Origin of the sequence: Burkholderia sp. COPS (assembly GCF_019425585.1) — a bacterium.
Taxonomy (GTDB): domain Bacteria; phylum Pseudomonadota; class Gammaproteobacteria; order Burkholderiales; family Burkholderiaceae; genus Burkholderia; species Burkholderia cepacia.
In genome coordinates this window covers 1-23,606 of sequence record NZ_WIXR01000039.1, presented here as the reverse complement: position 1 = coordinate 23,606, position 23,606 = coordinate 1, and the positions used below count along the sequence as shown (strand labels likewise).

16 protein-coding genes are annotated in these 23,606 nt (G+C 68.3%); 9 read left to right on the top strand and 7 right to left on the bottom strand.

Features of this window, described 5'->3' with window-relative positions; translation table 11 throughout:
* The first annotated feature begins 505 nt into the window (after nucleotides 1–505).
* From FOZ70_RS28545 to FOZ70_RS28525, 5 genes are all read left to right on the top strand, one after another.
* Nucleotides 506–1,921: an FAD-binding oxidoreductase gene (locus FOZ70_RS28545; RefSeq protein WP_021157628.1), complete on the top strand. Its 1,416-nt coding sequence runs from the start codon at nucleotides 506–508 to the stop codon at nucleotides 1,919–1,921.
* Between the two features lie 189 nt (nucleotides 1,922–2,110).
* Nucleotides 2,111–3,535, top strand: coding sequence for an amino acid permease (locus FOZ70_RS28540; protein ID WP_059674882.1), 1,425 nt, complete (start codon nucleotides 2,111–2,113; stop codon nucleotides 3,533–3,535).
* A gap of 223 nt (nucleotides 3,536–3,758) precedes the next feature.
* Nucleotides 3,759–6,695 carry a molybdopterin oxidoreductase family protein gene (locus FOZ70_RS28535; protein WP_219707333.1) on the top strand — a complete coding sequence of 979 codons (2,937 nt, stop codon included), beginning with the start codon at nucleotides 3,759–3,761 and terminating at the stop codon, nucleotides 6,693–6,695.
* 16 nt (nucleotides 6,696–6,711) lie between these two features.
* A complete protein-coding gene (locus FOZ70_RS28530; RefSeq protein WP_059591871.1) occupies nucleotides 6,712–7,458 on the top strand; it encodes a 4Fe-4S dicluster domain-containing protein in 747 nt (248 codons plus the stop codon).
* A gap of 37 nt (nucleotides 7,459–7,495) precedes the next feature.
* Nucleotides 7,496–8,443: a DmsC/YnfH family molybdoenzyme membrane anchor subunit gene (locus FOZ70_RS28525; RefSeq protein ID WP_219707332.1), complete on the top strand. Its 948-nt coding sequence runs from the start codon at nucleotides 7,496–7,498 to the stop codon at nucleotides 8,441–8,443.
* Nucleotides 8,444–8,469: 26 nt separating this feature from the next.
* On the opposite strand, the gene FOZ70_RS28520 is transcribed toward FOZ70_RS28525, so the two are convergent.
* Nucleotides 8,470–9,222 (bottom strand): IclR family transcriptional regulator, encoded by a 753-nt coding sequence (locus FOZ70_RS28520; protein WP_219707331.1) that lies wholly within the window; start codon nucleotides 9,220–9,222, stop codon nucleotides 8,470–8,472.
* A 210-nt stretch (nucleotides 9,223–9,432) separates the two neighbouring features.
* Here FOZ70_RS28520 and FOZ70_RS28515 point away from each other — a divergent pair, with 210 nt between their 5' ends.
* Both FOZ70_RS28515 and FOZ70_RS28510 read left to right on the top strand, forming a co-directional pair.
* Complete coding sequence (locus tag FOZ70_RS28515; protein WP_059591875.1) at nucleotides 9,433–10,425, top strand: AAA family ATPase; 993 nt, start codon at nucleotides 9,433–9,435, stop codon at nucleotides 10,423–10,425.
* On the top strand, nucleotides 10,422–12,143 hold the full coding sequence (locus FOZ70_RS28510) for a cobalt chelatase (RefSeq protein WP_219707330.1): 1,722 nt from the start codon (nucleotides 10,422–10,424) through the stop codon (nucleotides 12,141–12,143). Before FOZ70_RS28515 ends, FOZ70_RS28510 begins: the two co-directional genes overlap by 4 nt.
* 76 nt (nucleotides 12,144–12,219) lie before the next feature.
* Here the strand turns inward: FOZ70_RS28510 and FOZ70_RS28505 are convergent, their stop codons facing one another.
* From FOZ70_RS28505 to FOZ70_RS28480, 6 genes are all read right to left on the bottom strand, one after another.
* Nucleotides 12,220–12,987: a sulfite exporter TauE/SafE family protein gene (locus FOZ70_RS28505; protein ID WP_219707329.1), complete on the bottom strand. Its 768-nt coding sequence runs from the start codon at nucleotides 12,985–12,987 to the stop codon at nucleotides 12,220–12,222.
* Nucleotides 12,984–14,018 (bottom strand): phosphate acetyltransferase, encoded by a 1,035-nt coding sequence (gene pta, locus FOZ70_RS28500; protein WP_060072292.1) that lies wholly within the window; start codon nucleotides 14,016–14,018, stop codon nucleotides 12,984–12,986. The genes FOZ70_RS28505 and pta overlap by 4 nt, the downstream gene beginning before the upstream one ends.
* A 137-nt stretch (nucleotides 14,019–14,155) precedes the next feature.
* The gene (xsc, locus tag FOZ70_RS28495; RefSeq protein WP_219707328.1) at nucleotides 14,156–15,973 is read right to left on the bottom strand and encodes a sulfoacetaldehyde acetyltransferase; all 1,818 of its coding nucleotides are present in this window, start codon (nucleotides 15,971–15,973) and stop codon (nucleotides 14,156–14,158) included.
* 160 nt (nucleotides 15,974–16,133) lie between these two features.
* Nucleotides 16,134–16,532: a nuclear transport factor 2 family protein gene (locus tag FOZ70_RS28490; protein ID WP_021157640.1), complete on the bottom strand. Its 399-nt coding sequence runs from the start codon at nucleotides 16,530–16,532 to the stop codon at nucleotides 16,134–16,136.
* Between the two features lie 401 nt (nucleotides 16,533–16,933).
* Entirely contained in the window at nucleotides 16,934–19,828 is a 2,895-nt protein-coding gene (locus FOZ70_RS28485) for a GH92 family glycosyl hydrolase (protein ID WP_258025754.1), read from the bottom strand.
* Between the two features lie 525 nt (nucleotides 19,829–20,353).
* Nucleotides 20,354–21,880 (bottom strand): PLP-dependent aminotransferase family protein, encoded by a 1,527-nt coding sequence (locus FOZ70_RS28480; protein ID WP_219707327.1) that lies wholly within the window; start codon nucleotides 21,878–21,880, stop codon nucleotides 20,354–20,356.
* 270 nt (nucleotides 21,881–22,150) lie between these two features.
* On the opposite strand from FOZ70_RS28480, the gene FOZ70_RS28475 reads away from it, so the two are divergent.
* Entirely contained in the window at nucleotides 22,151–22,492 is a 342-nt protein-coding gene (locus FOZ70_RS28475; RefSeq protein WP_021157646.1) for a GNAT family N-acetyltransferase, read from the top strand.
* Between the two features lie 58 nt (nucleotides 22,493–22,550).
* On the top strand, nucleotides 22,551–23,606 hold a 1,056-nt coding region (locus tag FOZ70_RS28470; RefSeq protein WP_219707326.1), incomplete at its 3' end, for an aldehyde dehydrogenase family protein.

The window sequence follows — 23,606 nt, the reverse complement described above, 5'->3', positions numbered from 1 at the left end:
CAGGTGGCGCGGGCTGGGCGCGGGGCCGTTTCGACGGGGCGGTCGTCGGTCGTCGATCATCGGTCGGCGTCGTGCGCGCGCCGGTGTCCGCGCCCGTACCCGCGCCGCATGTCGTTGCCGCCAGCCGCTCGTCCGATGCTGCGTGCCGTTCGGGCTCCAGATTGTCCTGGAGAGAGCCCGCGCCGCGACTGCCGCCGCCCGCCGGCGATCGCCGCCATTCCTCGCCATTCCCCGCCGTTCGACACCCTCACACGCTGGTCCAAGCGAATCCGGCCCACTGGCCCTACCTGCCAAAAAACGGCCTGCCTACACTTTCCTCGACAGATCGCCGCATTGAAGCATCTGCACACGATCGACCCGAAGAGAACGATCAGGAGACAGGCATGACCAACAGGCAGTCGGCAGCATTCGCCCGCCCGGCGAGCGTACGCCCCGCATCAGTCAGTCGAATCGCCTCGCGCGCCCGTTGCGGCGCGGCAGGCAAGCCCGCATCGGAGGTCTGACCATGTCGACCCCTTCCATCGAACGCACCGCGAGCGGCTTCGCCGGCGGCCGGTCGAACGATACGCGTTACGACCCGACCTACGATCCGCTCGTGTCGCCGGGGCCAGGTTGCGGCAAGCAGTACGCGCCGACCTACTGGGTCGCGACGGCCGGCAACCCGCCGCCCGACGACGGCCCCGTCACGCGCGACCTCGACGTCGACGTCGCGATCATCGGCGCCGGCTACACGGGCCTCGCGACCGCGCTGTGCCTCGCGCGGGACCATGGCATCAAGGCCGTCGTGCTCGAAGCCAACCGCACCAGCTGGGGCTGCAGCAGCCGCAACGGCGGGCAGGGGCAGAACGCGTCGGGCCGGCTGTCGCGCTCGCAGTGGATCGAGCGCTGGGGCAAGGACGTCGCGCTGAAGATGCACGACGAGATCCTCGAAGGCTTCGAACACTTCAAGTCGCTCGTGTCGGAAATCGACTGCGATCCGCAGCCGGGCGGCCATTTCCTGATCGCGCACCGTCCGCGCATCATGGCGAAGCTCGCGGCCGAGGCGAAGGTGTGGAAGGACGTGTTCGGCTACCCGTCCGAACTGCTGAGCGCGGAAACCTTCCGCCGTGAATTCATCAACGACCACGAGGCGGCCGGCGCGCTGCACGAGCCGGAAGGAATCGGCATCCATGCGCTGAAGCTCGCGTTCGGCTACCTGCGCCTCGCGCGCGCAGCCGGCGCGAAGGTGCATACGAGCAGCCCGGTGCTCGGCTTCGAGACGATCGACGGCGTGCACCACCTGCGCACGCCCGGCGGCGTCGTGCGGGCCCGCGCGGTCGGCATCGCGACCGGCGCGTACACGGCGCAGACGCTGCATCCGTCGCTGCGCAGCAAGGTGATGCCGATCCTGTCGAATTCGATGGTCACGCGCCCGCTCACCGACGCGGAAATCGACGCGTGCAATTTCCGCACGACGCAGGTGCTGACCGATACGCGTACGCTACGCTTCTACTACCGCTTCCTGCCCGATCGCCGACTGCAGATCGGCAGCCGCAGCGCGATCACCGGCGACGATGCACCGAACCCGCGCCATGTCGAATTGCTGAAGGAAGGGATGGCGCGCAAGTTTCCCGCGCTGCGCGGCGTGCAGATCGATTATTCGTGGTGGGGCTGGGTCGACGTGAGCCACGACATGATGCCGCGCGTGTGCCAGCCCGATCCGCGCCAGTCGGTGTACTACGCGCTCGGCTACGGCGGCAACGGCGTGTCGTATTCGCAGCAGGCCGGCCGCCGGCTCGCCGAGCAGATCGCGGGGAAGGGCGCACGCCAGACGCTGCCGATCTTCACGTCGCCGCTGCCCGGCCACCCGTTCGCGCCGTTCCGGCGCATCGGGCAGCGGATGCTCTACCTGTCGTACTTCAGGAACGACGAAAAGCCCTGAAAAAGCTCTGAATGCAGTGCGCATCGCCCGGTGTGACGCAACGCGCGCCGGGCCGTCCAACACAAGAAAAGCAACGGAAATCCGTGCGGCCGGGGCTGCAGGCGCCCTTGCACGCGCCGTCGCCGGCGGCGCCCGTGTTCACCCGGCGGTGGCGCGGGCGGCGTCCGGACAACTGGATATGGAGAAGACATGCAACCCTCGATGAACCAGAGTGACCTGAAGTGTGGGCTCAAGCAGCGCCACATGACGATGATCGCGCTTGGCGGCGTGATCGGTGCCGGGCTGTTCGTCGGCAGCGGCGTGGTGATTCAGCAGACCGGGCCGGCGGCGATCCTGTCGTTCCTGATCACGGGCGGGCTGGTCGTGCTCGTGATGCGGATGCTCGGCGAGATGGCCTGCGCGATGCCGGCCGTCGGATCGTTCTACGAATACGCGCGCCTCGCGTTCGGCAACTGGCGCGGGCCCGGCAAGATGGCGGGTTTCCTCACCGGCTGGATGTACTGGTATTTCTGGGTGATCGTCGTCGCGCTCGAAGCGGTCGCCGGCGCCAAGCTGATCCAGTTCTGGCTGCCCGACACACCGGCGTGGATCATCAGCCTCGCGCTGCTGGTCGTGCTGACGCTCACGAACCTGATCTCGGTCGGCAGCTACGGCGAGTTCGAATTCTGGTTCTCGTCGATCAAGGTCGGCGCGATCATCGTGTTCCTGTTCCTCGGCGGCCTCTACGTGCTCGGCCTGTGGCCCGCGTCGATGCACACGACTTCCGTGCTGCCGACGCTGCTCGGCCACGGCGGCTTCATGCCGCTCGGCATCGGGCCGGTGATGAGCGGGGCGGTCGCGGCCACCGGCTTCTACTTCGGCGCCGAGATCGTCACGATCGCGGCGGCCGAAGCGAAGGAGCCGGCCAAGGCGGTTGCGAAGGCCACCAATTCGGTGATCACCCGCGTGCTGGTGTTCTATGTCGGCTCGGTCGCGCTCGTCGTCGCGCTGGTGCCGTGGAATTCGCATCAGATGGCCACGCCGTACGTCAGCGCGCTCGAAGTGATGGGCCTGCCGGCCGCCGCCAACGTGATGAACGCGATCGTGCTGACGGCCGTGCTGTCCGCGCTCAACTCGGGCCTCTATGCGGCGTCGCGGATGCTGTTTGCACTGACCCGCCACGGCGACGCGCCGGCCGCACTCGCGAAGGTCAACAAGCGCGGCGTGCCGGTGCGCGCGATCCTGCTCGGCACGGTGTTCGGCTACGTGTCGGTCGTGATGTCGTACGTGTCGCCCGATACCGTGTTCGCGTTCCTCGTCAACTCGTACGGCACCGTCGCGCTGTTCGTGTACGTGCTGATCGCGTTCTCGCAACTGCGCCTGCGCAAGCGTCTCGACCCGGTGGCCGCGAGCAAGCTGCGCGTCAAGATGTGGGCGTATCCGTACCTCACGTGGGTCGCGATCGTCGGCATGGTCGGCATCCTCGTCGCGATGGCGTTCATCCCGGACCAGCGCAAGCCGCTGTGGCTCGGCGTCGCAAGCCTCGCCGTGCTGGTTGTCGCTTACGGGCTCACGCGCCGCAGCCGCCGCGAGCATCTCGACGACAGCGAACTGGTCGCGTATCCGCCGCGCTAATGCCCGGTAACGCATGACGCTGAAGGCCCGGCACGCAAGCCGGGTCTTTGCGCATGCGGCGCCGGCGGCGGCCCGATGGCTCTTGCGGCCAACTATCGGGCCACGCGATAGAACCGATCGGCGGATGCGACTTTATGTCGGCGGCCGGCGCGACTAGCATGGACGAATCGATTCACGGGCGTGCCCTGCGGGGGGCGCCCTCATCCGCGAACGAGGACAGACGATGGAACATCGGGCACGCGAGCGCGACGAACAGGCCGATATCAAGACGACGACGTGCTACATGTGCGCGTGCCGCTGCGGCATCCGCGTGCACCTGCGCGACGGCGAGGTGCGTTACATCGACGGCAATCCGGAGCATCCGCTGAACCAGGGCGTCATCTGCGCGAAAGGTTCGTCGGGGATCATGAAGCAGTATTCGCCCGCGCGGCTCACGCAGCCGCTGATGCGCAAGCCGGGCGCCGAGCGCGGCGACGCGCAGTTCGAGCCGGTGTCGTGGGACGTCGCGTTCGACGTGCTCGAAAAGCGCCTCGCGCACCTGCGCGCGACCGACCCGAAGCGGTTCGCGCTGTTCACCGGTCGCGACCAGATGCAGGCGCTGACCGGCCTGTTCGCGAAACAGTTCGGTACGCCGAACTATGCAGCGCATGGCGGCTTCTGTTCGGCGAACATGGCGGCCGGGATGATCTACACGATCGGCGGCTCGTTCTGGGAATTCGGCGGGCCCGATCTCGACCACGCGAAGCTGTTCTTCATGATCGGCACCGCGGAAGACCACCATTCGAATCCGCTGAAGATCGCGCTCGGCAAGTTCAAGCGCGCGGGCGGCCGCTTCATCGCGATCAATCCGGTGCGCACCGGCTACGCGGCGATCGCCGACGAATGGATTCCGATCCGCCCCGGCACCGACGGCGCGCTGTTCATGGCGCTGATGCACGAGCTGATCGCGCGTGACGCGTTCGACCTCGAATTCGTGTCGCGCTTCACGAATGCGGCCGAGCTGGTCGACCAGCGCGACGGCGCAGACACGTTCGGCCTGTTCGTGCGTGACGCCGGTGCGCCGGAAGTCAACGCGCTGTATCCGCAGAACCGGATGTGGTGGGACACGAAGACGAACCGCGCGGTGCTGCATCACACGGAAGGCGCCGAACCGGCGCTCGACGGCCGCTACACGCTCGACGACGGCACGCCCGTCGCGCCGTCGTTCACGCTGCTGCGCGAGCAGGTGGCCGGCTGCACGCCCGAGTGGGCGGCCGACATCACCGGCATCGCGGCCGACACGATCCGCCGCCTCTCCCGCGAGATGGAGACGGTCGCGCGCGAGCACGCGATCGAGCTGCCGGTGCGCTGGACCGACTCGTGGGGCAAGGAACACGCGACGGTGAAGGGCGTGCCGATCGCGTTCCATGCGATGCGCGGGCTCGCCGCCCATTCGAACGGCTTCCAGACGATCCGCGCGCTCGCGGTGCTGATGTCGCTGCTCGGCACGATCGACCGGCCGGGCGGCTTCCGGCACAAGGCGCCGTATCCGCGCGCGGTGCCGCCGTCGGCGAAACCGCCGAACGACCCGGCGCAGATCAGGCCGAACACGCCGCTTGCGACCGGCCCGCTCGGCTGGCCGGCCGGCCCCGAGGACCTGTTCGTGCATCCGGACGGCACGCCCGCGCGGCTGGACAAGGCGTTCTCGTGGGAATACCCGCTCGCGGTGCACGGGCTCATGCATTCGGTGATCACCAACGCGTGGCGCGGCGATCCCTATCCGATCGATACGCTGCTGATCTTCATGGCCAACATGGCGTGGAATTCGTCGATGAACACGACGGAAGTGCGCAAGATGCTGGTCGACAAGCGCGACGACGGCGAATACCGGATCCCGTTCCTCGTCGTGTGCGATGCGTTCGCGTCGGAGATGACGGCGTTCGCCGACCTGATCCTGCCCGACACGACTTACCTCGAACGGCATGACGTGATGTCGGTGCTCGACCGCCCGATCTCCGAATTCGACGGCCCGGTCGACTCGGTGCGTGTGCCCGTCGTGCCGCCGACCGGCGAATGCAAGCCGTTCCAGGAAGTGCTGATCGAGCTCGCGAGCCGGCTGAAGTTTCCGGCCTTCACGACGGCGGACGGGCAGCGCAAGTACCGCGACTATCCGGATTTCGTCATCAACTTCCAGACCGCGCCGGATTCGGGCACCGGCTTCCTGATCGGCTGGCGCGGCAAGGACGGCGACAAGGCCGTCGTCGGCGAGCCGAACCCCGACCAGTGGAAGCGTTACGCGGAGAACAACTGCGTGTACCACCACCGGTTGCCGGAGCCGCTGCAGTACATGCGCAACTGCAACGGGCCTTACATGCAGTGGGCGGTCGACAACGGGATGCGCAAGTTCGGCGTGCCGATCGTGATCCAGCTCTACTCGGACGTGATGCAGAAATTCCGGCTCGCCGCGCAGGGGCGCACGTCGGGCCGCCAGCCGCCCGACCATCTGCGCGAACGCATCGCGCGTTATTTCGATCCGCTGCCGTTCTGGCACCGGTCGCTCGAAAGCGGGTTGACCGACGCGGGCCGCTATCCGCTCGCGGCGATCACGCAGCGACCGATGGCGATGTACCACTCGTGGGATTCGCAGAATGCGTGGCTGCGGCAGATCCACGGCGAGAACCATCTGTTCGTGAACCCCGTGACGGCCGCCGCGCAGCAGATCGACGACGGCGCGTGGATCTACGTCGAATCGCCGTGGGGCAAGGTGCGTTGCCGCGCACGCTACAGCGAGGCCGTGGAGCCCGGCACCGTGTGGACGTGGAACGCGATCGGCAAGGCGGCCGGCGCGTGGAACCTCGGGCCGCAGGCGGGGGAGTCGCAGCGCGGTTTCCTGCTGAACCACGTGATTACCGACGAACTGCCGGATGCGGCGCGCGGCGGCGCGCGGATGTCGAACTCCGATCCGATCACCGGGCAGGCCGGCTGGTACGACGTGCAGGTGCGGATCTATCCGGCCGAAGCGGATGCCGCGACCACGCTGCCGCAGTTCGCGCCGATGCCGGCGCTGCCCGGCACGCCGCGCGTGCTGCAGCGCGTGCAGGCGTATTTCGCGGGCACCGGCGCATTCGCCGCGCGGCTGCGGCGCGCGGCTTTCGCCGGCCCGAAACCTGACGACCGTTGATCGAAGGAGCACGACCATGACCCAGATGGCCCTCGTCATCGACCTGAACGTGTGCGTCGGCTGCCATGCCTGCGTGACGAGCTGCAAGGAATGGAACACGTCGGGCGAAGCCGGCAGTCTCGCGGATCTGCGCCCGTACGACGACGATCCGTCCGGCACGTTCTTCAACCGCGTGCAGACGTACGAAGCGGGCGTGTTCCCGATGACCGACACGATCCATTTCCCGAAGTCGTGCCTGCATTGCGAGGATCCGCCGTGCGTGCCCGTCTGTCCGACCGGCGCGAGCTACAAGCGCAAGTCGGACGGGATCGTGCTGGTCGACTACGACAAGTGCATCGGCTGCAAGTACTGCGCGTGGGCATGCCCGTACGGCGCACGCGAACTCGACGAAGGCCGCAAGGAGATGACGAAGTGCACGCTGTGCGCGGACCGCATCGACAACGACGCATTGCCCGAACGCGACCGGAAACCCGCGTGCGTGCTCGCGTGCCCGACGTCGGCGCGGCTGTTCGGCGACGTGCATGATCCGGAGTCGGACGTGTCGCGCGCGATCCGCGAACGCGGCGGTTATGCGTTGATGCCCGAATGGGGCACGCGGCCGTCGAACCATTACCTGCCGCGCGTGAAGACCGAAGCGTCGTGCGCGTGCGGCAGCAGCGGCGGATGCGGCAGCGGGTCGACCGGCCGCGACGAGAGCGATTCGTTCGAAGCCCGCGCGGCGCGTGGCGACGTCGATCTCGTGTCGCTCGCGACGCAGCGCTGAGCCCCGCGCATTTCATCCAGAACCAGACGGAGTTGCCATGCGTCCAGCTTTTTCGGTCGTTTTCCTCACCACGCTGTGCGGCGCCGCACAGGGTTTGCTGTTGACGCTCGTGAGCGTCGAGGCGCTCGCGCGCCTGGCCGGCGTCGACGTGGCCGCTGCGTTCTACGTGACGGGCGCCGCGCTGTCGGTCGCGCTCGGCGTGCTCGGCCTGTTCGCGTCGTTCTTCCATCTCGGCCACCCCGAACGCGCGTGGCGCGCGATCGCGATGTGGCGCACGTCGTGGCTGTCGCGCGAATGCATCGCGCTGCCGGTGTTTCTCGCGTGCGCGTTCGCGTATGGCGCGGCCCACCTGTTCGGCTGGCCCGGCACGTTGCTGATCGGCGCGGCCGGCGCGCTCGCGAGCGTCGCGCTGTTCGTGTGTACCGCGATGATCTACGCGTGCCTGCGTTTCCTGCAGGAATGGGCGAGCCCGTTGACGCTCGTGAACTTCGTGCTGCTCGGCTGCGCGTCGGGCTGCACGCTGGCGACGGCTTGCGCCGCGTGGCTCGCGCCGGCGCTGGTCGGCCGGCTCGCGGTGGCCGCGTGCGTGCTGACGCTCGCGGGCTGCGTCGCACGGCTCGCGTCGCTCGCGCGCAATGCGCGGCTGCGGCCGAAGTCGACAGTGCAGAGCGCGACCGGCATTCGCCACGAGAAGGTCGAACAGAAGTCGCGCGGTTTCACGGCCAGCGCGTTCAATACGCGGGAGTTCTTTCACGGGCAGGGCAACGGCACGCTGCGTGCGGTGAAGGCCGGCTTCCTGATCGGCGCATTCGCGGTGCCGTTCGTGCTGACCGGCGCGGGTGCGCTCGCGCCGACCTCGGCTGCGGCGGCCGTCGTGCTCGGCGCGGCGTTCGTGATCCAGTATGCGGGGCTGGTCGCGGAACGCTGGTTCTTCTTCGCGGATGCGCGGCATCCGCAGAACATCTACTACCAGCGCGCGTCATGACGTTGCGCGCGTGCCGCCGCGCGGCGCTAGAAGGTCGCCGCGAGCGCGCCGGCCGCTTCCTGCAGGCGCGGCACGCAGTCGAGCAGCCGCGACAGCGGTGCGCGCGACACGGGTGCATGCACGGCGACCGCGGCGATGCACGCGCCGTCGTCGCCGACGACCGGTGCCGCGATACACGTGATGCCCGCGACGAATTCCTCGTTGTCGATCGCGACGCCCTTGTGCGCGGTGCGGTCGAGTTCGGCTTCGAGCAGTTCGGGATCGGAGATCGTATTCGGCGTGTAGCGCGGCAGCGCCAGCGCGCGCACCAGTGCGGCGCGCTCGTCGCGCGGCAGCAGCGCGAGCAGCAGCTTGCCGCTGGCGCTGCAATGCGCGGGCACGCGCGAGCCGGGCTTCAGGTCGAGCCGCAGCGGCCAGTCGGCTTCGACGCGGTCGAGATAGACGACTTCCGTGTCGTGCAGCGCGGTGAGGTTGCAGGTTTCGCCGAGATCGGCGACGAGCCGTTCGAGGATCGCATGGCGCAGCCGGCGCGCGCCTGCATGCAGCATCACGCCGGTGCCGAGCCGGGCGAGGCGCGGGCCGATCGCATACGCGTTCTTGCGGCCCGGCTCGCGGATCACGAGGCCGCCGGCTTCGAGCGACGCGAGCATCCGGTGCAGCGACGCCTTCGGGATATCGACCTCGCGCACGAGATCGGCGAGCGACACGGCATCGCCGGCCTGGACGAGATGTTCGAGCAGCGCGAAGGCGCGCAGCGTGGGCGTATCCGCGGGCAGCATGGCAGGCGTTCCGGAAACTGGACTGCGGCCATTGTACCGAACGGCCCGACAGGCCGGCCGCGCGGGGCGGCGGGTGCGGCAAGCCGGCGCGGATAACCGGCGATGGGACGAATCGTTCCGTAAACACGGATCGACGCCCGCGCATCAGGGAACGACACGCCAACACCGACAAACACCGACAACGACAGGCAACGACAGGAGCGCAACGCAATGGAAGGGGTGACGAACAAGCCGGACTGCATGGTGTCGGTCCGCGAACGGTTCGGGTTCGATTCGGACCTGATGGTGCCCGCGTTCAGCGCGCGCGACGACCACGTGCCCGATATCGACGACGCATACCGTTTCAACCCTGACGTCACGCTCGCGATCCTCGCCGGCTTCGCGCGCAACCGCCGCGTGCTCGTGCAGGGGATGCACGGCACCGGCAAGTCGACGCATATCGAACAGGTCGCGGCGCGGCTGAACTGGCCGTGCGTGCGCGTGAACCTCGACGGCCACATCAGCCGGCTCGACCTCGTCGGCAAGGATGCGATCGTCGTGCGCGACGACGTGCAGGTGACCGAGTTCCAGGAAGGCATCGTGCCGTGGGCGCTGCAGCGGCCCGTCGCGCTGATCTTCGACGAATACGATGCGGGGCGGCCCGACGTGATGTTCGTGATCCAGCGGATTCTCGAACGCGACGGCAAGTTCACGCTGCTCGACCAGAACCGCGTGATCCATCCGCATCCGTCGTTCCGGCTGTTCGCCACCGCCAACACGGTCGGGCTCGGCAACCTGAACGGGCTGTATCACGGCACGCAGATGCTCAACCATGCGCAGATGGATCGCTGGAACGTGGTCGCCACGCTCGACTATCTGCCGCGCGACGAGGAGATCGGCATCGTGCGTGCGCGCGTGCCCGAACTCGCCGACGAAGCCGGTCGCCTGCTGCTTGAATCGATGGTGAGCCTCGCGGAGCTGACGCGCAACGGCTTCGCGACCGGCGATCTGTCGACGCTGATGTCGCCGCGCACGGTGATCAACTGGGCCGAGAACTGCCAGATTTTCCGCGATCCGGCGCTCGCGTTCCGGCTCACGTTCCTGAACAAATGCGACGACGCCGAGCGGCCCGTCGTTGCCGAGTATTACCAGCGCTGTTTCGGCGAGGAACTGGCGGTTGCGTCGCGCGCCGGCGGCGGTGGCGAGCCGGGAGCAGGGCGGTGAGCGCCGATCGCGACGCCGCGCGCCGCGCGTCGGCACGCGAAGCGCTGGGCGCGTCGACCGTGCGTGCGCTGACACGCGATGCGGCGCTGCATTTCCGTGCGGGCCGCGTGTGCCGCGACCTGCGGCCGCTGCCGATCCACGCGCCGCACCTGCGCGCGCAGGCCGCCGACGACGATCTCGCGTCGTGGCGCGGCGCGGCCGACGGCGCCGCGTTGCGCATCCTGCATTCGGATGCCGGCCTGCATCGCGCGTTGTCCGGTGACGATCCGGTCGAACGCGTGCTGTTCGAAATGCTCGAGCAACTGCGCTGCGAGTCGCTCGCGCCACCCGCGATGCGCGGCGTCGTGCAGAACCTGCGCCATCGTTTCGAAACCTGGTCGCGCGCGTTTCACCGGTCGGGGCAGGCCGATACGCATGTCGGGATCCTCGTATATACGGTCGCGCAGATCGCATGGTCGCGGCTGACCGGCTGGCCCGTACTCGAAGAAACGGAAGACCTGATCGAAGCGTCGCGCGCGGCGATCGTGCCGGAAATCGGCGTGCCGCTCGCGGGGCTGAAGCGCTGCCGGCACGATCAGCGCGCATTCGCGGAACATGCGCTGACGCTCGCGCGCCGCATTGCGGCGATGATCCGCGACGCGCGCGCGGCCGTCGTCGAAACGGCATCGGAAGACGCACGCGAGCAGGACGATGCGCTGACGAATTTCTCGTTATGGGTCGATTTCGACGATACGGGCATCGACCTGCCGGCCCTCGTCGAAACGGGCGACAGCGTCGTGCTGCATGGCGGCGATGCGGTTTATCGCGCGTACACGACGCGTTACGACCGCGAACTCCGGCCGGCCGCACAGATCCGCGCCGCACTGCTGCGCGAGTATCGCGACCGGCTCGACGGCCAGGTCGCCGCGCAGCGGATCAACGTCACGCGGCTCGCAAAGGTGCTGCGCGCGGCGCTCGTCGTGCCGCGGGCCGACGGCTGGTCGTTCGGCGAAGAGCACGGCCGCCTCGACGGCCGCCGGCTCGCGCAGCTCGTCAGCTCGCCGGCCGAACGGCGGTTGTTCCGACTCGAACGCGTGCGGCCGCACGCGGACTGCGCGCTCGCGTTCCTGATCGACTGCTCGGGATCGATGAAGGCGTGGATCGACGGCGTCGCGCTGATGGTCGACACGCTGGCCCGCGCCAGCGATGCCGCCGGCCTCGCCACCGAAGTGCTGGGCTTCACGACGCTCGCCTGGAACGGCGGCCGCGCGGGGCAGGAGTGGCTTGCGCGCGGCAAGCCGCGCCATCCGGGCCGGCTCAACGAAACCGGCCACCTGGTGTTCAAGGACGCGGACACGCGCTGGCGGCATGCGCGCACGGGCATCGCCGCGCTGTTCAAGGCCGACCTGTTCCGCGAGGGCGTCGACGGCGAAGCGGTCGAATGGGCATGTGCGCGGCTCGCGGCGCGGCCGGAGGCGCGCAAGATCCTCGTCGTGATCTCGGATGGCAGCCCGATGGACGGCGCGACGGCGCTCGCGAACGATCCGTTCTACCTCGACAATCACCTGAAGCAGGTGGTCGCGCGCCAGGAGGCGGCCGGCCGCGTCGACGTCCTCGGGCTCGGCGTCGGGCTCGATCTCGGCCCGTACTACCGGCACCGGCTCGCGATCGATCTTGCGTCGGCGCCGGACATGAAGCGGCTCGTCGAAATCGCGCGCTGGATCGGCGCGCGGCGGTGAAGCGGGCACTGTGCGTGCGCATCGCGGCGCGAATGCCGCGCATCGGAGGGTTCGATGCGGCATGCGCCGCGCGGTGCTACACGCCGCGCAGCAGCGGCGGCAGCGACGTCGCGATCAGCCCGATGCCGATCGCCATCAGCACGCCGAACGCGAGCCGGCGCAGCGCGACCGGCGACATCGGCGGCGGGTAGTGTCGCGCGGCGACCGTCGTCAGCATCACGACCGGCGTCGCGATCGCGGCCAGCAGCCAGATGTCGCGATCGATCTGGCCTTCGCAAGCGCTGTACAGCACACGCGTGGCCGAGGTCGTCGTGAACAGCACGATCAGCGCGCAGCGGATCTGCACGAGCGTCAACGGCTGCCGGTAGAACTGGAAGATCAGCGGCGGCCCCGACACGCCGAACATGCCGCTCAGCAGCCCGCCGAACAGGCCGCTGACGAAGAAGCTGCGGTTGTCCGAGCGCGCCGTGAGCGGCGTCGGGCGCAGCGCCGCGCTCAGGCCGCCGTACAGCACGACCGCGCCGAGGATCAGTTGCAGCAGGTCGGCCGCCGAGCGGCTCAGGCATTCGAGCAGCAGCACGCCCGCGACCACCGACGGCAGGATGCCGAGCGTCGCCGCGCCGACCGCGCGCCAGTCGATGTGATGCAGCCGGCCGGGCAGCGCGGCCGCGCCGTTCGCGAGCGACACGACGCTCATCAGCGTGGCGACGGTGGCGAGCGGCGCCAGCCCGAAGCCGCTCGTCGCGCCCATCACGATCATCCCGAGCCCGAAGCCGGTGACGGTCTGGAAATAACTGCCGGCGCCGATCACCGCGATCAGGATCGCCAGTTTGTCGGCCGTCATGCGTGCGCGGCCTCGCCGGTCGCGGCGCGTTGCGCGGCCGCCTGCGCCTGCACGGTGGTCGCCGCGATCACGTGATACACGTCGTCGGCGCCGCAGCCGCGCGACAGGTCGTTCGCGGGCCGGCGCAGCCCCTGCAGCAGCGGCCCGACGGCCTTCGCGCGGCCGATCCGCTCGGCGAGCTTGTAGCCGATGTTGCCGGCCTCGAGGCTCGGGAACACGAGCACGTTCGCATGGCCGCCCACCTGCGAATGCGCGATCTTGCGCTCGGCGATCTCCGCGACGATCGCGGCGTCGAGCTGCACGTCGCCGTCGATCGCGAGGGTGGGGCGCCGTTCGCGCACCTGCGCGGTCGCGGCCGTCACCTTGTCGACGGCCGCGTGATGCGCGCTGCCGCTCGTCGAGAACGACAGCATCGCGACGCGCGGTTCCTCGCCGAGCAGCGCTCGTGCGCTGTCGGCGGCGGCCATCGCGATTTCGGCGAGCTGGCCGGCATCCGGATCGACGACGAGCGCGCAGTCGGAGAAGATCAGCCCGCCCTTGATCGTGTGGAACGGCTCGCACAGCATCATCAGGAAGAAGCTCGACACGATCCGGAACGCCGGGTCCACGCCGATCAGCTGGATCGCCGCGCGCACGACGTCGGCCGTCGCATGCACGGCGCCCGCGACCGAGCCGTCCGCCTCGCCGAGCCGCACCATCAGGTTGGCGTACGTCAACGGATCGCGCACCGCGTCGCGCGCTGCGTCGGCGGTCATGCCTTTGTTGGCGCGCAGCGCATGCAGCGCGTCGGCATACGCGTCGCGTTGCGGGGCGTCGGCCGGATCGACGAGCGTCATGCCGTCGAGATCGATCGCGTCGCGCGCGGCCGCCGCGTGGATGGCCGCACGGTTGCCGACGAGCACGATGCGCGCGATGCCGTCGCGCGTCGCGCGCGCGGCGGCGTGCAGCACGCGCGGATCGTCCGCTTCGCACAGCGCGATGCGCATCGGCGCGCGGCGCGCGGATTCGAGGATGCGGTCGAGGGCTTTCATCGTTCGCTCGCTGAGGAATGGAAAACGGGAAGGAAAAACGGCCGGATGCGGCGGCCCGCACGGGGCACGGCGTCCGGCCGGGTTCAGGCCGCGCGGCGATGCGCGCGGCCTGAAGCGGTTGCGTCAGCGACGCGGGCTCACACGTAGTCCTTGTACTTGTCGAGCATGCGTACCGGCTTCGACAGCGCATCGCGGCGGAACGGATCGCCGAGTTCACGCGTGCACATGATCTCGATGATCGTGGTCTTGCCTTCGTTCATCTGCGTGTCGATCGCGCGCTTGAGCGCGGGGCCGACGTCCTCGAGGCGGTCGACCGTGATCCCTTCGGCGCCCATTGCGCGCGCGATCGCCGCGAAGCTCTGGTTGTCGAGTTCGCCCGCGACGAAGCGGCGGTTGTAGAAGTCGACCTGGTTCTTCTTCTCCGCGCCCCACTGGCGGTTGTGGAACACGACGGCCGTGACCGGGATGTTGTGGCGCACGCAGGTCATCGTTTCCATCAGGCTCATGCCCCACGCGCCGTCGCCCGCATACGACACGGCCGGACGATGCGGTGCGGCCACCTTCGCGCCGATGATCGTCGGGAACGCATAACCGCAGTTGCCCCAGCTCATCGCCGCGAAGAAGCTGCGCGGCTTGTTGAAGCGCAGGTAGCTGTTCGCGACCGAGTTGATGTTGCCGATGTCGGTCGACACCATCACGTCCTCGGGCATCGCCTTCTCGAGCTCGCGCAGCACCTGGCGCGGATGCAGGTACTGGCCGCCGCTGAACGGCTTCTCGTGCTTCTGCTCCTCGATCATGTCGAGGCTGTATGCGTCGCGCTCGTGCGTCCAGTCGTCGAGTTCCTTTTCCCACGCGGCCTTTTCGGTCGCGATCTGGTCGGCGCGATCGCCGCGCGAGCCGTCGCACGCGAGCGTGCGGCCTTCGAGGCGTTGCGTGAGCGCGATGGCCGCCGCCTTCGCATCGCCGCAGATGCCGACCGAGATCTTCTTCACGAGGCCGAGCATCTTGTGGTCCGCGTCGATCTGGATGATCTTCGCGTCCTTCGGCCAGTAGTCCATCCCGTGCTGCGGCAGCGTGCCGAACGGCCCGAGGCGCGAGCCCAGCGCGATCACGACGTCCGCGCGCGACAGCAGTTTCATCGCGGCCTTCGAGCCCTGGTAACCGAGCGGGCCGCACCACAGCGGATGGTTCGCCGGGAACGAGTCGTTGTGCAGGTAGCTGTTGACGACCGGTGCGCCGAGCCGTTCGGCGAGCGCCTTGCATTCCTCGATCGCATCGGCCATCACGACGCCGCCGCCCGAGATGATCACCGGGAACTTCGCCTGCGCGATCAGCGCGGCCGCATCGTCGAGGCTCTGTTCGCCGCCGGCGCCGCGATCGAGCCGGCGCGGTTGCGGAATCTCGACCTTGACCTTGCCGTAGAAGTAGTCGCGCGGGATGTTCAGTTGCGTCGGGCCCATCTCGGCCTGCGCGCGGTCGAAGCAGCGCGCGGTGAATTCGGCCATCCGCGCCGGGTGCGTGACGTGGCCCTGGTACTTCGTGAATTCCTGGAACATCGGCAGCTGGTTCGCTTCCTGGAAACCGCCGAGGCCGATGCCCATCGTGCCGGCTTCCGGCGTGACGATCACGACCGGGCTGTGTGCCCAGTACGCGGCGGCGATCGCCGTCACGCAATTGCTGATGCCGGGGCCGTTCTGGCCGATCACGACGCCGTGGCGGCCCGACACGCGCGCATAACCGTCGGCCATGTGGCCCGCGCCCTGTTCGTGCACGACCGGGATCAGGCGGATGCCGGCGGGCGCGAAGATGTCCATCGCGTCCATGAACGCGGAGCCCATGATGCCGAACATGTCGGTCACGCCGTTGGCCGCGAGGGTCTCGACGAAGGCTTCGGACGGCGTCATGTCCTGCGGACCGCTGGCCGATGCACGCAGGGAAGTGGATTGTTCGCTCATGGGTTGTCTCCGATTGTTCAATTAACGGAACGTCTTGTTCCAGATGCTATTTGCCGGGAAAAGCCGGTCAAGTCATTCCACCTGCTGCAGGGAAATGTGGAATGAAATGAAATGATTCGTTTCAAAATGCGCGCGGGTACGGTGGCCCGGAGTGGTGCGCTCAGGCCGGCTGCTTCGGCCGTTCCTTGCGGAACGCACGCTTGACGGCGATCAGCCCGTCGCGGAATTCGAACAGGTCGCAGCCTTCAGCCTCGATGCGCCAGCCTTCGGCGTGCGTGCCGGTGAACACCCACTCGGACACGCCGCGCTCGCCGGTCACGTAGTGGCGGCCGTGGCCCCAGTGCGCGTCGGGGAAGGTCTTGAACACGGCTTCGAACGCGGCGCGCACGGCATCGCGGCCGACGAAGCGCGTGCCGTGGATGTCGGGGCCGCCGGCCGCGTCGAATACGCAGTCCTCGGTCATGAAGCCCATCAGCGCATTCGCGTCATGCCGGTTGAATGCGTCGGAAAACGCCGCGAGCGTGGCGGCCGTGGCGGGGGCGGTGAGCGTATCGGACATAACGTGTCTCCTGTCGAATGGTGGGCGGTGCGCAAGGCGCTGGCGCGCATGCGGCACGCGGTATCGACACGTTAGTGAGCGCTCGTTTTTGGCGGTAGCGCCAGTTCGGGGGATTCGGTTGGGCCAGCGGCGGATGCAGGGAAGGTTCGCCCGTTCACGGGGTGTCCGACCCGGCGGGATGTGTGGCTTGATCCGGTTTCGTGCCGTGTCGCATGGCGCGAATGACGTTGTCGCGAATCAGGTCGGTGACGGGGCGTGCCGGGAAATGACGGAAGAAGGATTCGACGGGCATCGGGGCCGGACCCGCGTCGCTCCGGCGGTTTTCAAACCGCGTCGCGGGCAGGCAGAAGGAGCCGGGGGTACATCGCTGCGTGCGACGTACCCCCGAGGTCATGCAGGCATCACGACGCCGTCATGCCGATACCGAACACGTGCATCTTGCCGGCGCTGACCTGCCGCGGCAGCACGATGCTCGTCACCACCTTGCCGGGCGGCACCGGAATCTTCTGCGCGAAGATGTAGGTCTTGACGTTGTCCTGCTGGCCGTTGCCGGCATTGCGATAGGCCATCGTGACGGCCACCGTCGAGCGTGGGCTCGCGCTGCCGCCGTTCAGGGTCCAGTCGTCGAAGGCCAAGGTGACGGCCTGGCTCGACCCGTCCGCGAAGTTCAGTTGCGCGATTCCGCTGCTCGGGCCGTTGTTGGACGAACCGAGCACCACGACGCCGGTGCCGGCCGATCCCGGCGGCAGCATCACGGTCTGGCCGACGGTCACGGTGTTGTCGAGCGAGAGCGGCCCGCCCGCCACCGTCACGGTGGCGCCGGCCACCGAGAACGGCTTGCCGGGCTGCACGCCCGCCGCGCCGAGCGCATTGACCGAGTAGCTGAACAGGCTGCCGTCGAAGTCCGCGCCCTGGCCGTCGGTATTGGTCGCACCGTCCATGCTGAAGCCGCGGTTGTTGTAGCTGTCGGCCGCGTTGAGCGCCACCGGTACGCCGAACGACGGCGGCTGCGCCTGGGCACCCCATCGAGACGGTGCGCTGCCCATCGCGAAGTGCAGCGTCGCACCGTTGGCGATGTCGTCATAGGCGACCCATGCGGCAGGGTGGGCACGACCGTCGATCGACAGCGACTGCACGTAGTTCGACGCCGGCGCGCCTGCGGCACGGATCCGCCAGGTGCGGCCGTTGCCGAGCCGCACGTCGATCTGCGGGAACTGCGGGCTGCCGATCGCCAGGCCCGCGACGCCGGGGATCTGCGGGTACAGGCCCAGCGCGCCCCACACGTACCAGCCCGACACGGCGCCGAGGTCGTCGTTGCCCGGCAGGCCGTCGGGGCCGGTGCCGAACGCGCTGGCCATGATCTGCTGCACCACGCGCTGCGTGCCCGACGGTTGCGCGGCCCAGTTGTAAAGCCACGGCACCTCGAAGGTCGGCTCGTTGCCCATGTAGAAATTCGGCAGGCTCAGGCCGGCATTGAGCACCGTGAAGAACTGGTCGAGCCGCGACGTCACGGCCGTATTGCCGCCGAGCTGCGCGAACAGGCCCGCCGCGTTGTACGGCACCATCCACGTGTACTGTTCGGCATTGCCCTCCACGTAGTTGTCGCCGCTGCCCGGCGTTTCGGGTATCCACGCGCCGTTCGATTGCCGCGCCGCGATCAGCGGCGGCGTCAGCGCGGTGTTGAGCAGGTTCTGCCAGTAGGCCGAGCGGCTCAGCAGCATGCGCTGCGTGGCGGTATCGCCGAGTGCGCCGGCGAAGCGCGAGATCGCGAAGTCGCTGCTCGTGTATTCGAGCGTCGACGAAGCCTGCCCCCACTCGCCGCCGGTGATGTAGCCGCCCTGCAGGTAGCTCGCGCGGCCGCCGTTGGTGGTCACGTTGTTGCAGGCGGTGCCGGGGATGTTCGCCATCTTCACCATGTGCTGCAGCGCGGCGCGCGTATCGAAGCGCCGCGCGCCGAATGCGTAGGCGCTCGACACGATCAGCGAACCGGCATCGCCCGGCATCACGCCGTCCTCGACGTTGTCGTTGACCCAGTGCGGAATCGCGCCGCACTGATCGGCGTCGTTGACCAGCGACTGGATCATGTCGCTGGTCTCGGACGGGTTGAGGATCGACTTGAGCTGGATCAGCGAACGGTAGATGTCCCAGCCCGAGAACGACGAATACTGCGCGTTCTGGCCTTTGGCGAGCTGGTGCACGGTATTGTCGAAGCCGATGTACTGGCCGTTCGCGTCGCTGAAGATGCTGGGCGCCCACAGCGCGTGATAGAGCGCCGTGTAGAACTTCTTCTTCGCGTCGAGCGTCCCGCCCGCCACGCGGATCGCGTTGAGGCGGTCGTTCCAGGTTCGGTCCGCCTGCGTGCGCACGCCCTCGAAATCCCAGCCGCGATTTTCCGCGTCGAGGTTGGCCTTTGCATTGGCGGCGCTGACGTACGAAATGCCGATCTTCATCCGGACCGCCTGGCCGGGACGGAAGCCGAGCTGCGCCACGCCGTGCGAGATCGACGCCGACGTGAACGCCTGGTCGAACGCGGCATAGAAGTAGACGGGCACCGGCACCGAGTTGCCGCAGAAGCCGCCGCCGATCGTGCTGCCCGAGAGGGCGCTGCCGGAAACTTGCGTAATCGCGCCGTTGGTCGAGGTCTTCGTATTGGTGCGTGTCGCGTCGAGTACCAGCAGCGCGGGTTTGCCGGCCGGGTAGGTGAACCTGCCGAAGCCGGTGCGCAGGGTGGCGGTCAGTTCCACCTTGATCTGCGAATCGAGCACGACCGAGTAGTAGCCGGGCCGGGCCGTTTCATTCGCATGACTGAAGGTCGGAACGAGCTGCGTTGCGTCGGTGGTCGGCATGACCGGGAATTCGCCGTTGTTGCCGCTGCAGCCGGCACCCGGCATGTGCGTGACGCTGAAACCCTGGATCGAATGGAGGTCGTAGTAATAACCGGCCGGCGAGTTCGGTTCCTTGCTGTCGTTCGGCGCCGGCGTGGTGTTGGTGTCGGGCGCCCATTGCACCATGCCCGACGGCAGCCCGGCGGCCGGCACGACGCTGCCGGCCTGTCCCGCCGGCACCGGGTTCGGCGAATTGCTCGCGAGCGTGCCGATCAGCGGGTCGACATACTGCGTCAACGACAGGCTGCGGTTGTCGTCGAGGTTGGTCGTGTCGGCCGCACCGGCCGACGAATCCGCCGGATGGGCGGCCAGTATCGACGCCGCCGTTCCGTCGCTGCCGTCACCGCCTCCGCACCCGCTCAATGCGCACGCCGCGGCCAGCAACGCCGCGAGCGTCGTGAATCGACTCATGATCGTCCCCTCCAGTCGGAGATGCCTTTTTGCCTTGACGATCCCGACGATCGAATCCCGGGATCGCTGTGGGTTGTTGCTGTCGTGTTGCGTCGTAACACTAGGATTCGCATGAATTCGCTGTCAATCCGAATAACGGATTTGTAATGTTTTTATTAGATTTACTAAACGAGTAGAAACGATGCGCAGGCGGTGGCGCGGTATCGGAAGGTGCAGCGGATGCAGCGAGCGCGTGGCGAATGCAGGGTTCTACGGCAAGGCGAGAAACAACGTGCCGATCGGGGGCGGCGCACGTTGCGTTCGCACGTGAACGCGACCTCTACCCGAAAGGCAGCTCGCTGCCCGGAAGAGCAACCCGATCGATCGTTACGATCGGTACCTGCGCGCGTCGCACGGGAGCGACACGCGCGACACCGGCGACATGCTTGCCGCGCAACGAAAGTCGCGATCGTTTCCGGATGCGTGATTGTGCACGAGGAGCGAGGGCGGTCATGCATCGGTGGCACGACGCCTCTCCGCATCCGGTCAGGCGCCCGGCTTCTGCGCCCGCACGCACTGCGCCAGCGCCCGCACGCCCGGCTCGATCCGTTCGAGCGGAATCGCGGAGAACCCCATCCGGAAGCAGCGTCGCGCGTCGCCCGTATCGTCCATGAAGAACACGTTCCCCGGCTCGATGAGGATGCCGGCCGCCTGCGCGTCGGTCGCGAGGCGCGTGGCATCGAGCCACGGCGGCCCCTCGACCCAGCACGACGCACCGCCCGTCACGCGCACGTGACGCGCTTCCGGCAGATGCGCGTCGAGCGCGGCCATCAGCGCCTGCGAGCGCTCGCTGTACGCATGCGCGAGCCGGCGCAGCAGCGCGTCGTGATGACCGAGCGCGAGAAAGGTTGCGAACGCACGCTGGATATACGCGACCGGATGGCGCACCATCAGCCGCCGCAGCGCGCGCAACTCGCGGATCAGCTCGCGCGGCCCGACCACGTAGCCGAGCCGCAGCCCCGGCGCGAACGTCTTCGACAGGCTGCCGACGTAGATCACGCGGTCGGCCGTGTCGAGGCTCTTCAATGCCGGATGCGGCGTGCCGGAGAACGTGTTCTCGCTCTCGTAGTCGTCCTCGATGATCACGAAATCGTGCTGCCGCGCGCAATCGAGCAGCGCGCGGCGGCGTTCGACCGGCATCGTCGCGGTGGTCGGGCACTGGTGGCTCGGCGTCACGTATACGTAGTCGCAGCGCGCCAGCGTATCGGCGAGCGCATCGGGCGCGATCCCGTGGCCGTCGACGGGCAGCGGCAGCAGCCGCGCGTTGCGGTTCTCGAAGATGTTGCGCGCGTCGGGATAACCGGGATTCTCGAAGCCGACCGTCGTGTGCTTGCCGCACAGCAGGTCCGCGATCAGGTACAGCGCCTGCTGGCAGCCGTTCGTGACGACGATCTCGTCGGGCATCGCGAACACGCCGCGCCGCGGCAGCACGCGCGTGCGGATCTGCTGGATCAGCGATTCGTCGTCGCGCTCGATCAGGTCGGGTGCCCAGTTGCGGATCTCCATCACCGACAGCGCCTTCAGGCAGCATTCGCGCCAGTCGTTGGTCGGAAACAGCGACCGGTCGAATTGTCCGTAGATGAACGGGAATTCGTAGTGCTGCCAGTTCGCGGGTTTCACGATGTTGCGCTGCCTCGACGGCGGATGCGCGATGCGCTTTTCCCATGCGGGGCGGCCCGGCGTGTCGTCGTTGCCGTCCGGTTTCTCGCCGGTTTTGGCCGCCGCGAAGCCGGGCACGCCCTCGAGCATCTTCGGGTTCACGAAGTGCCCGCTGCGTTCGCGCGAGATCAGGTAGCCCTCCTCGACGAGCATCTGGTACGCGAGCACGACGGTGTTGCGCGCGACGCCGAGCTGGTCGGCGAGCTCGCGGCTCGACGGCAGCGCGGCATCGGGGGCGAGCTGGCCGTCGAGGATCGCGGCCACGAGCATCCGCCGGATCTGGTCCTGCAGGCTCGACGCCGACGACCGCCGGAACTGCTGGGCCCATAGGGCGGTCGGGGTACGACTCGGCATGCTTCCTCCTGTGATCGGTACGGGAAACGCGAGGCGGTGCGCGTTGGGGTGCGCGCGGCCCGCGAGAGGCGCGGTTTCGCGAGAATACGCGCGTCGCGCCGCGGATGTGGACTCAATGAAAGGTGCCGTCTGGCACTACTGCGGGCCGACGTGGCAAGACGATACTCAACTCGTCGCCCCTGGACGATCCGGATAACTCCCCGGTACGCGGGCGCGGGAGGGCGTGCGCGCATCGCGTTCGCCCGCATCGTGATGCGAAGGGAGGAGGCCATGCACGTCGTCGTGTTCAGGGATCGCTGCGAGCGCGTGATCCGCATCGTGTTCGACGACACGCGCGCGACGGCGGTCGCGTATCGCGACGACGAGGCGATCGGCGAGCTCGGCATCGACGACGACGGCGGCGGTGCCGCGCGATCGCCATCGCTTGCGCGTCTGTACGTGGAACCCGCCTATCGACGCAGCGGCATCGCGCACACGCTGCTGGCGTGTGCATCGCGCGAATTCGGACGGCCGATCCGCATCGATACCGGCGCGCGTGAGTGGCCCGACTCGCCGGCATGGGCGACGTTGTGCCGCTGCCTCGAATACGAAGGGCTGGTCGTGGTGCGCTAGTGCGCGCCGGGCACCCGCAGGCGTGGCCACGATCACGCATCACTACAACGGAGACGACATGAGCACGGTTCTGAAGCCGATTCCCGCATCCGACGTGCGGCACGAAGCGTTGCGCATCGACGGGCAGCGCGTGTGGCGCGACGCGGTGATCGAAGTGCGCAACCCGTACGACGGCGCGCTGGTCGGCACGGTGCCGAAGGCGACACTCGACGACGTGCGGCGCGCGTTCGCGGCCGCGCGTGCCTACCGGCCGGCGCTCACGCGCCACGATCGCGCGGCGATCCTGCGCCGCGCGGCCGACATCGTGCGTGCGCGCACGGCGGAGATCGCGGTGCTGATCACCGCCGAGGCCGGGCTGTGCATCAAGGATTCGACATACGAGGCGGGCCGCGTGGCCGACGTGCTGACGTTCGGCGCCGGTGAAGTGCTGAAGGACGACGGGCAGATCTTCTCGTGCGACCTGACCCCGCACGGCAAGAAGCGCCGCGTGTACACGCAGCGCGATCCGCTGCTCGGCGTGATTTCGGCGATCACGCCGTTCAACCACCCGATGAACCAGGTCGCGCACAAGATCGTGCCGTCGATCGCGACCAACAACCGGATCGTCGTGAAGCCGTCCGAGAAGGTGCCGCTGTCGTGCTACCTGTTCGCGGACATCCTGTACGAAGCGGGCCTGCCGCCGCAGATGCTGCAGGTGCTCACCGGCGACCCGAAGGAGATCGCCGACGAGCTGATCACGAACCCGGCGATCGACCTCATCACGTTCACGGGCGGCGTATCGATCGGCAAGTCGATCGCGGCGCGGATGGGCTACCGGCGCGCGGTGCTCGAACTCGGCGGCAACGATCCGATCATCGTGATGGAAGACGCCGATCTCGATGAAGCGAGCACGCTCGCGGTGTCGGGTTCGTACAGGAACTCGGGGCAGCGCTGCACCGCGATCAAGCGGATGCTCGTGCACGAGTCGGTGGCCGATCGCTTCACCGGGCTGGTCGTCGAAAAAACGCGCGCGTGGTCGTATGGCAATCCGGCCGATCCGTCGGTGGACATGGGCACGGTGATCGACGAAGCGGCCGCGAAGTTCTGCGAGCAACAGGTGAACGACGCGATCGCG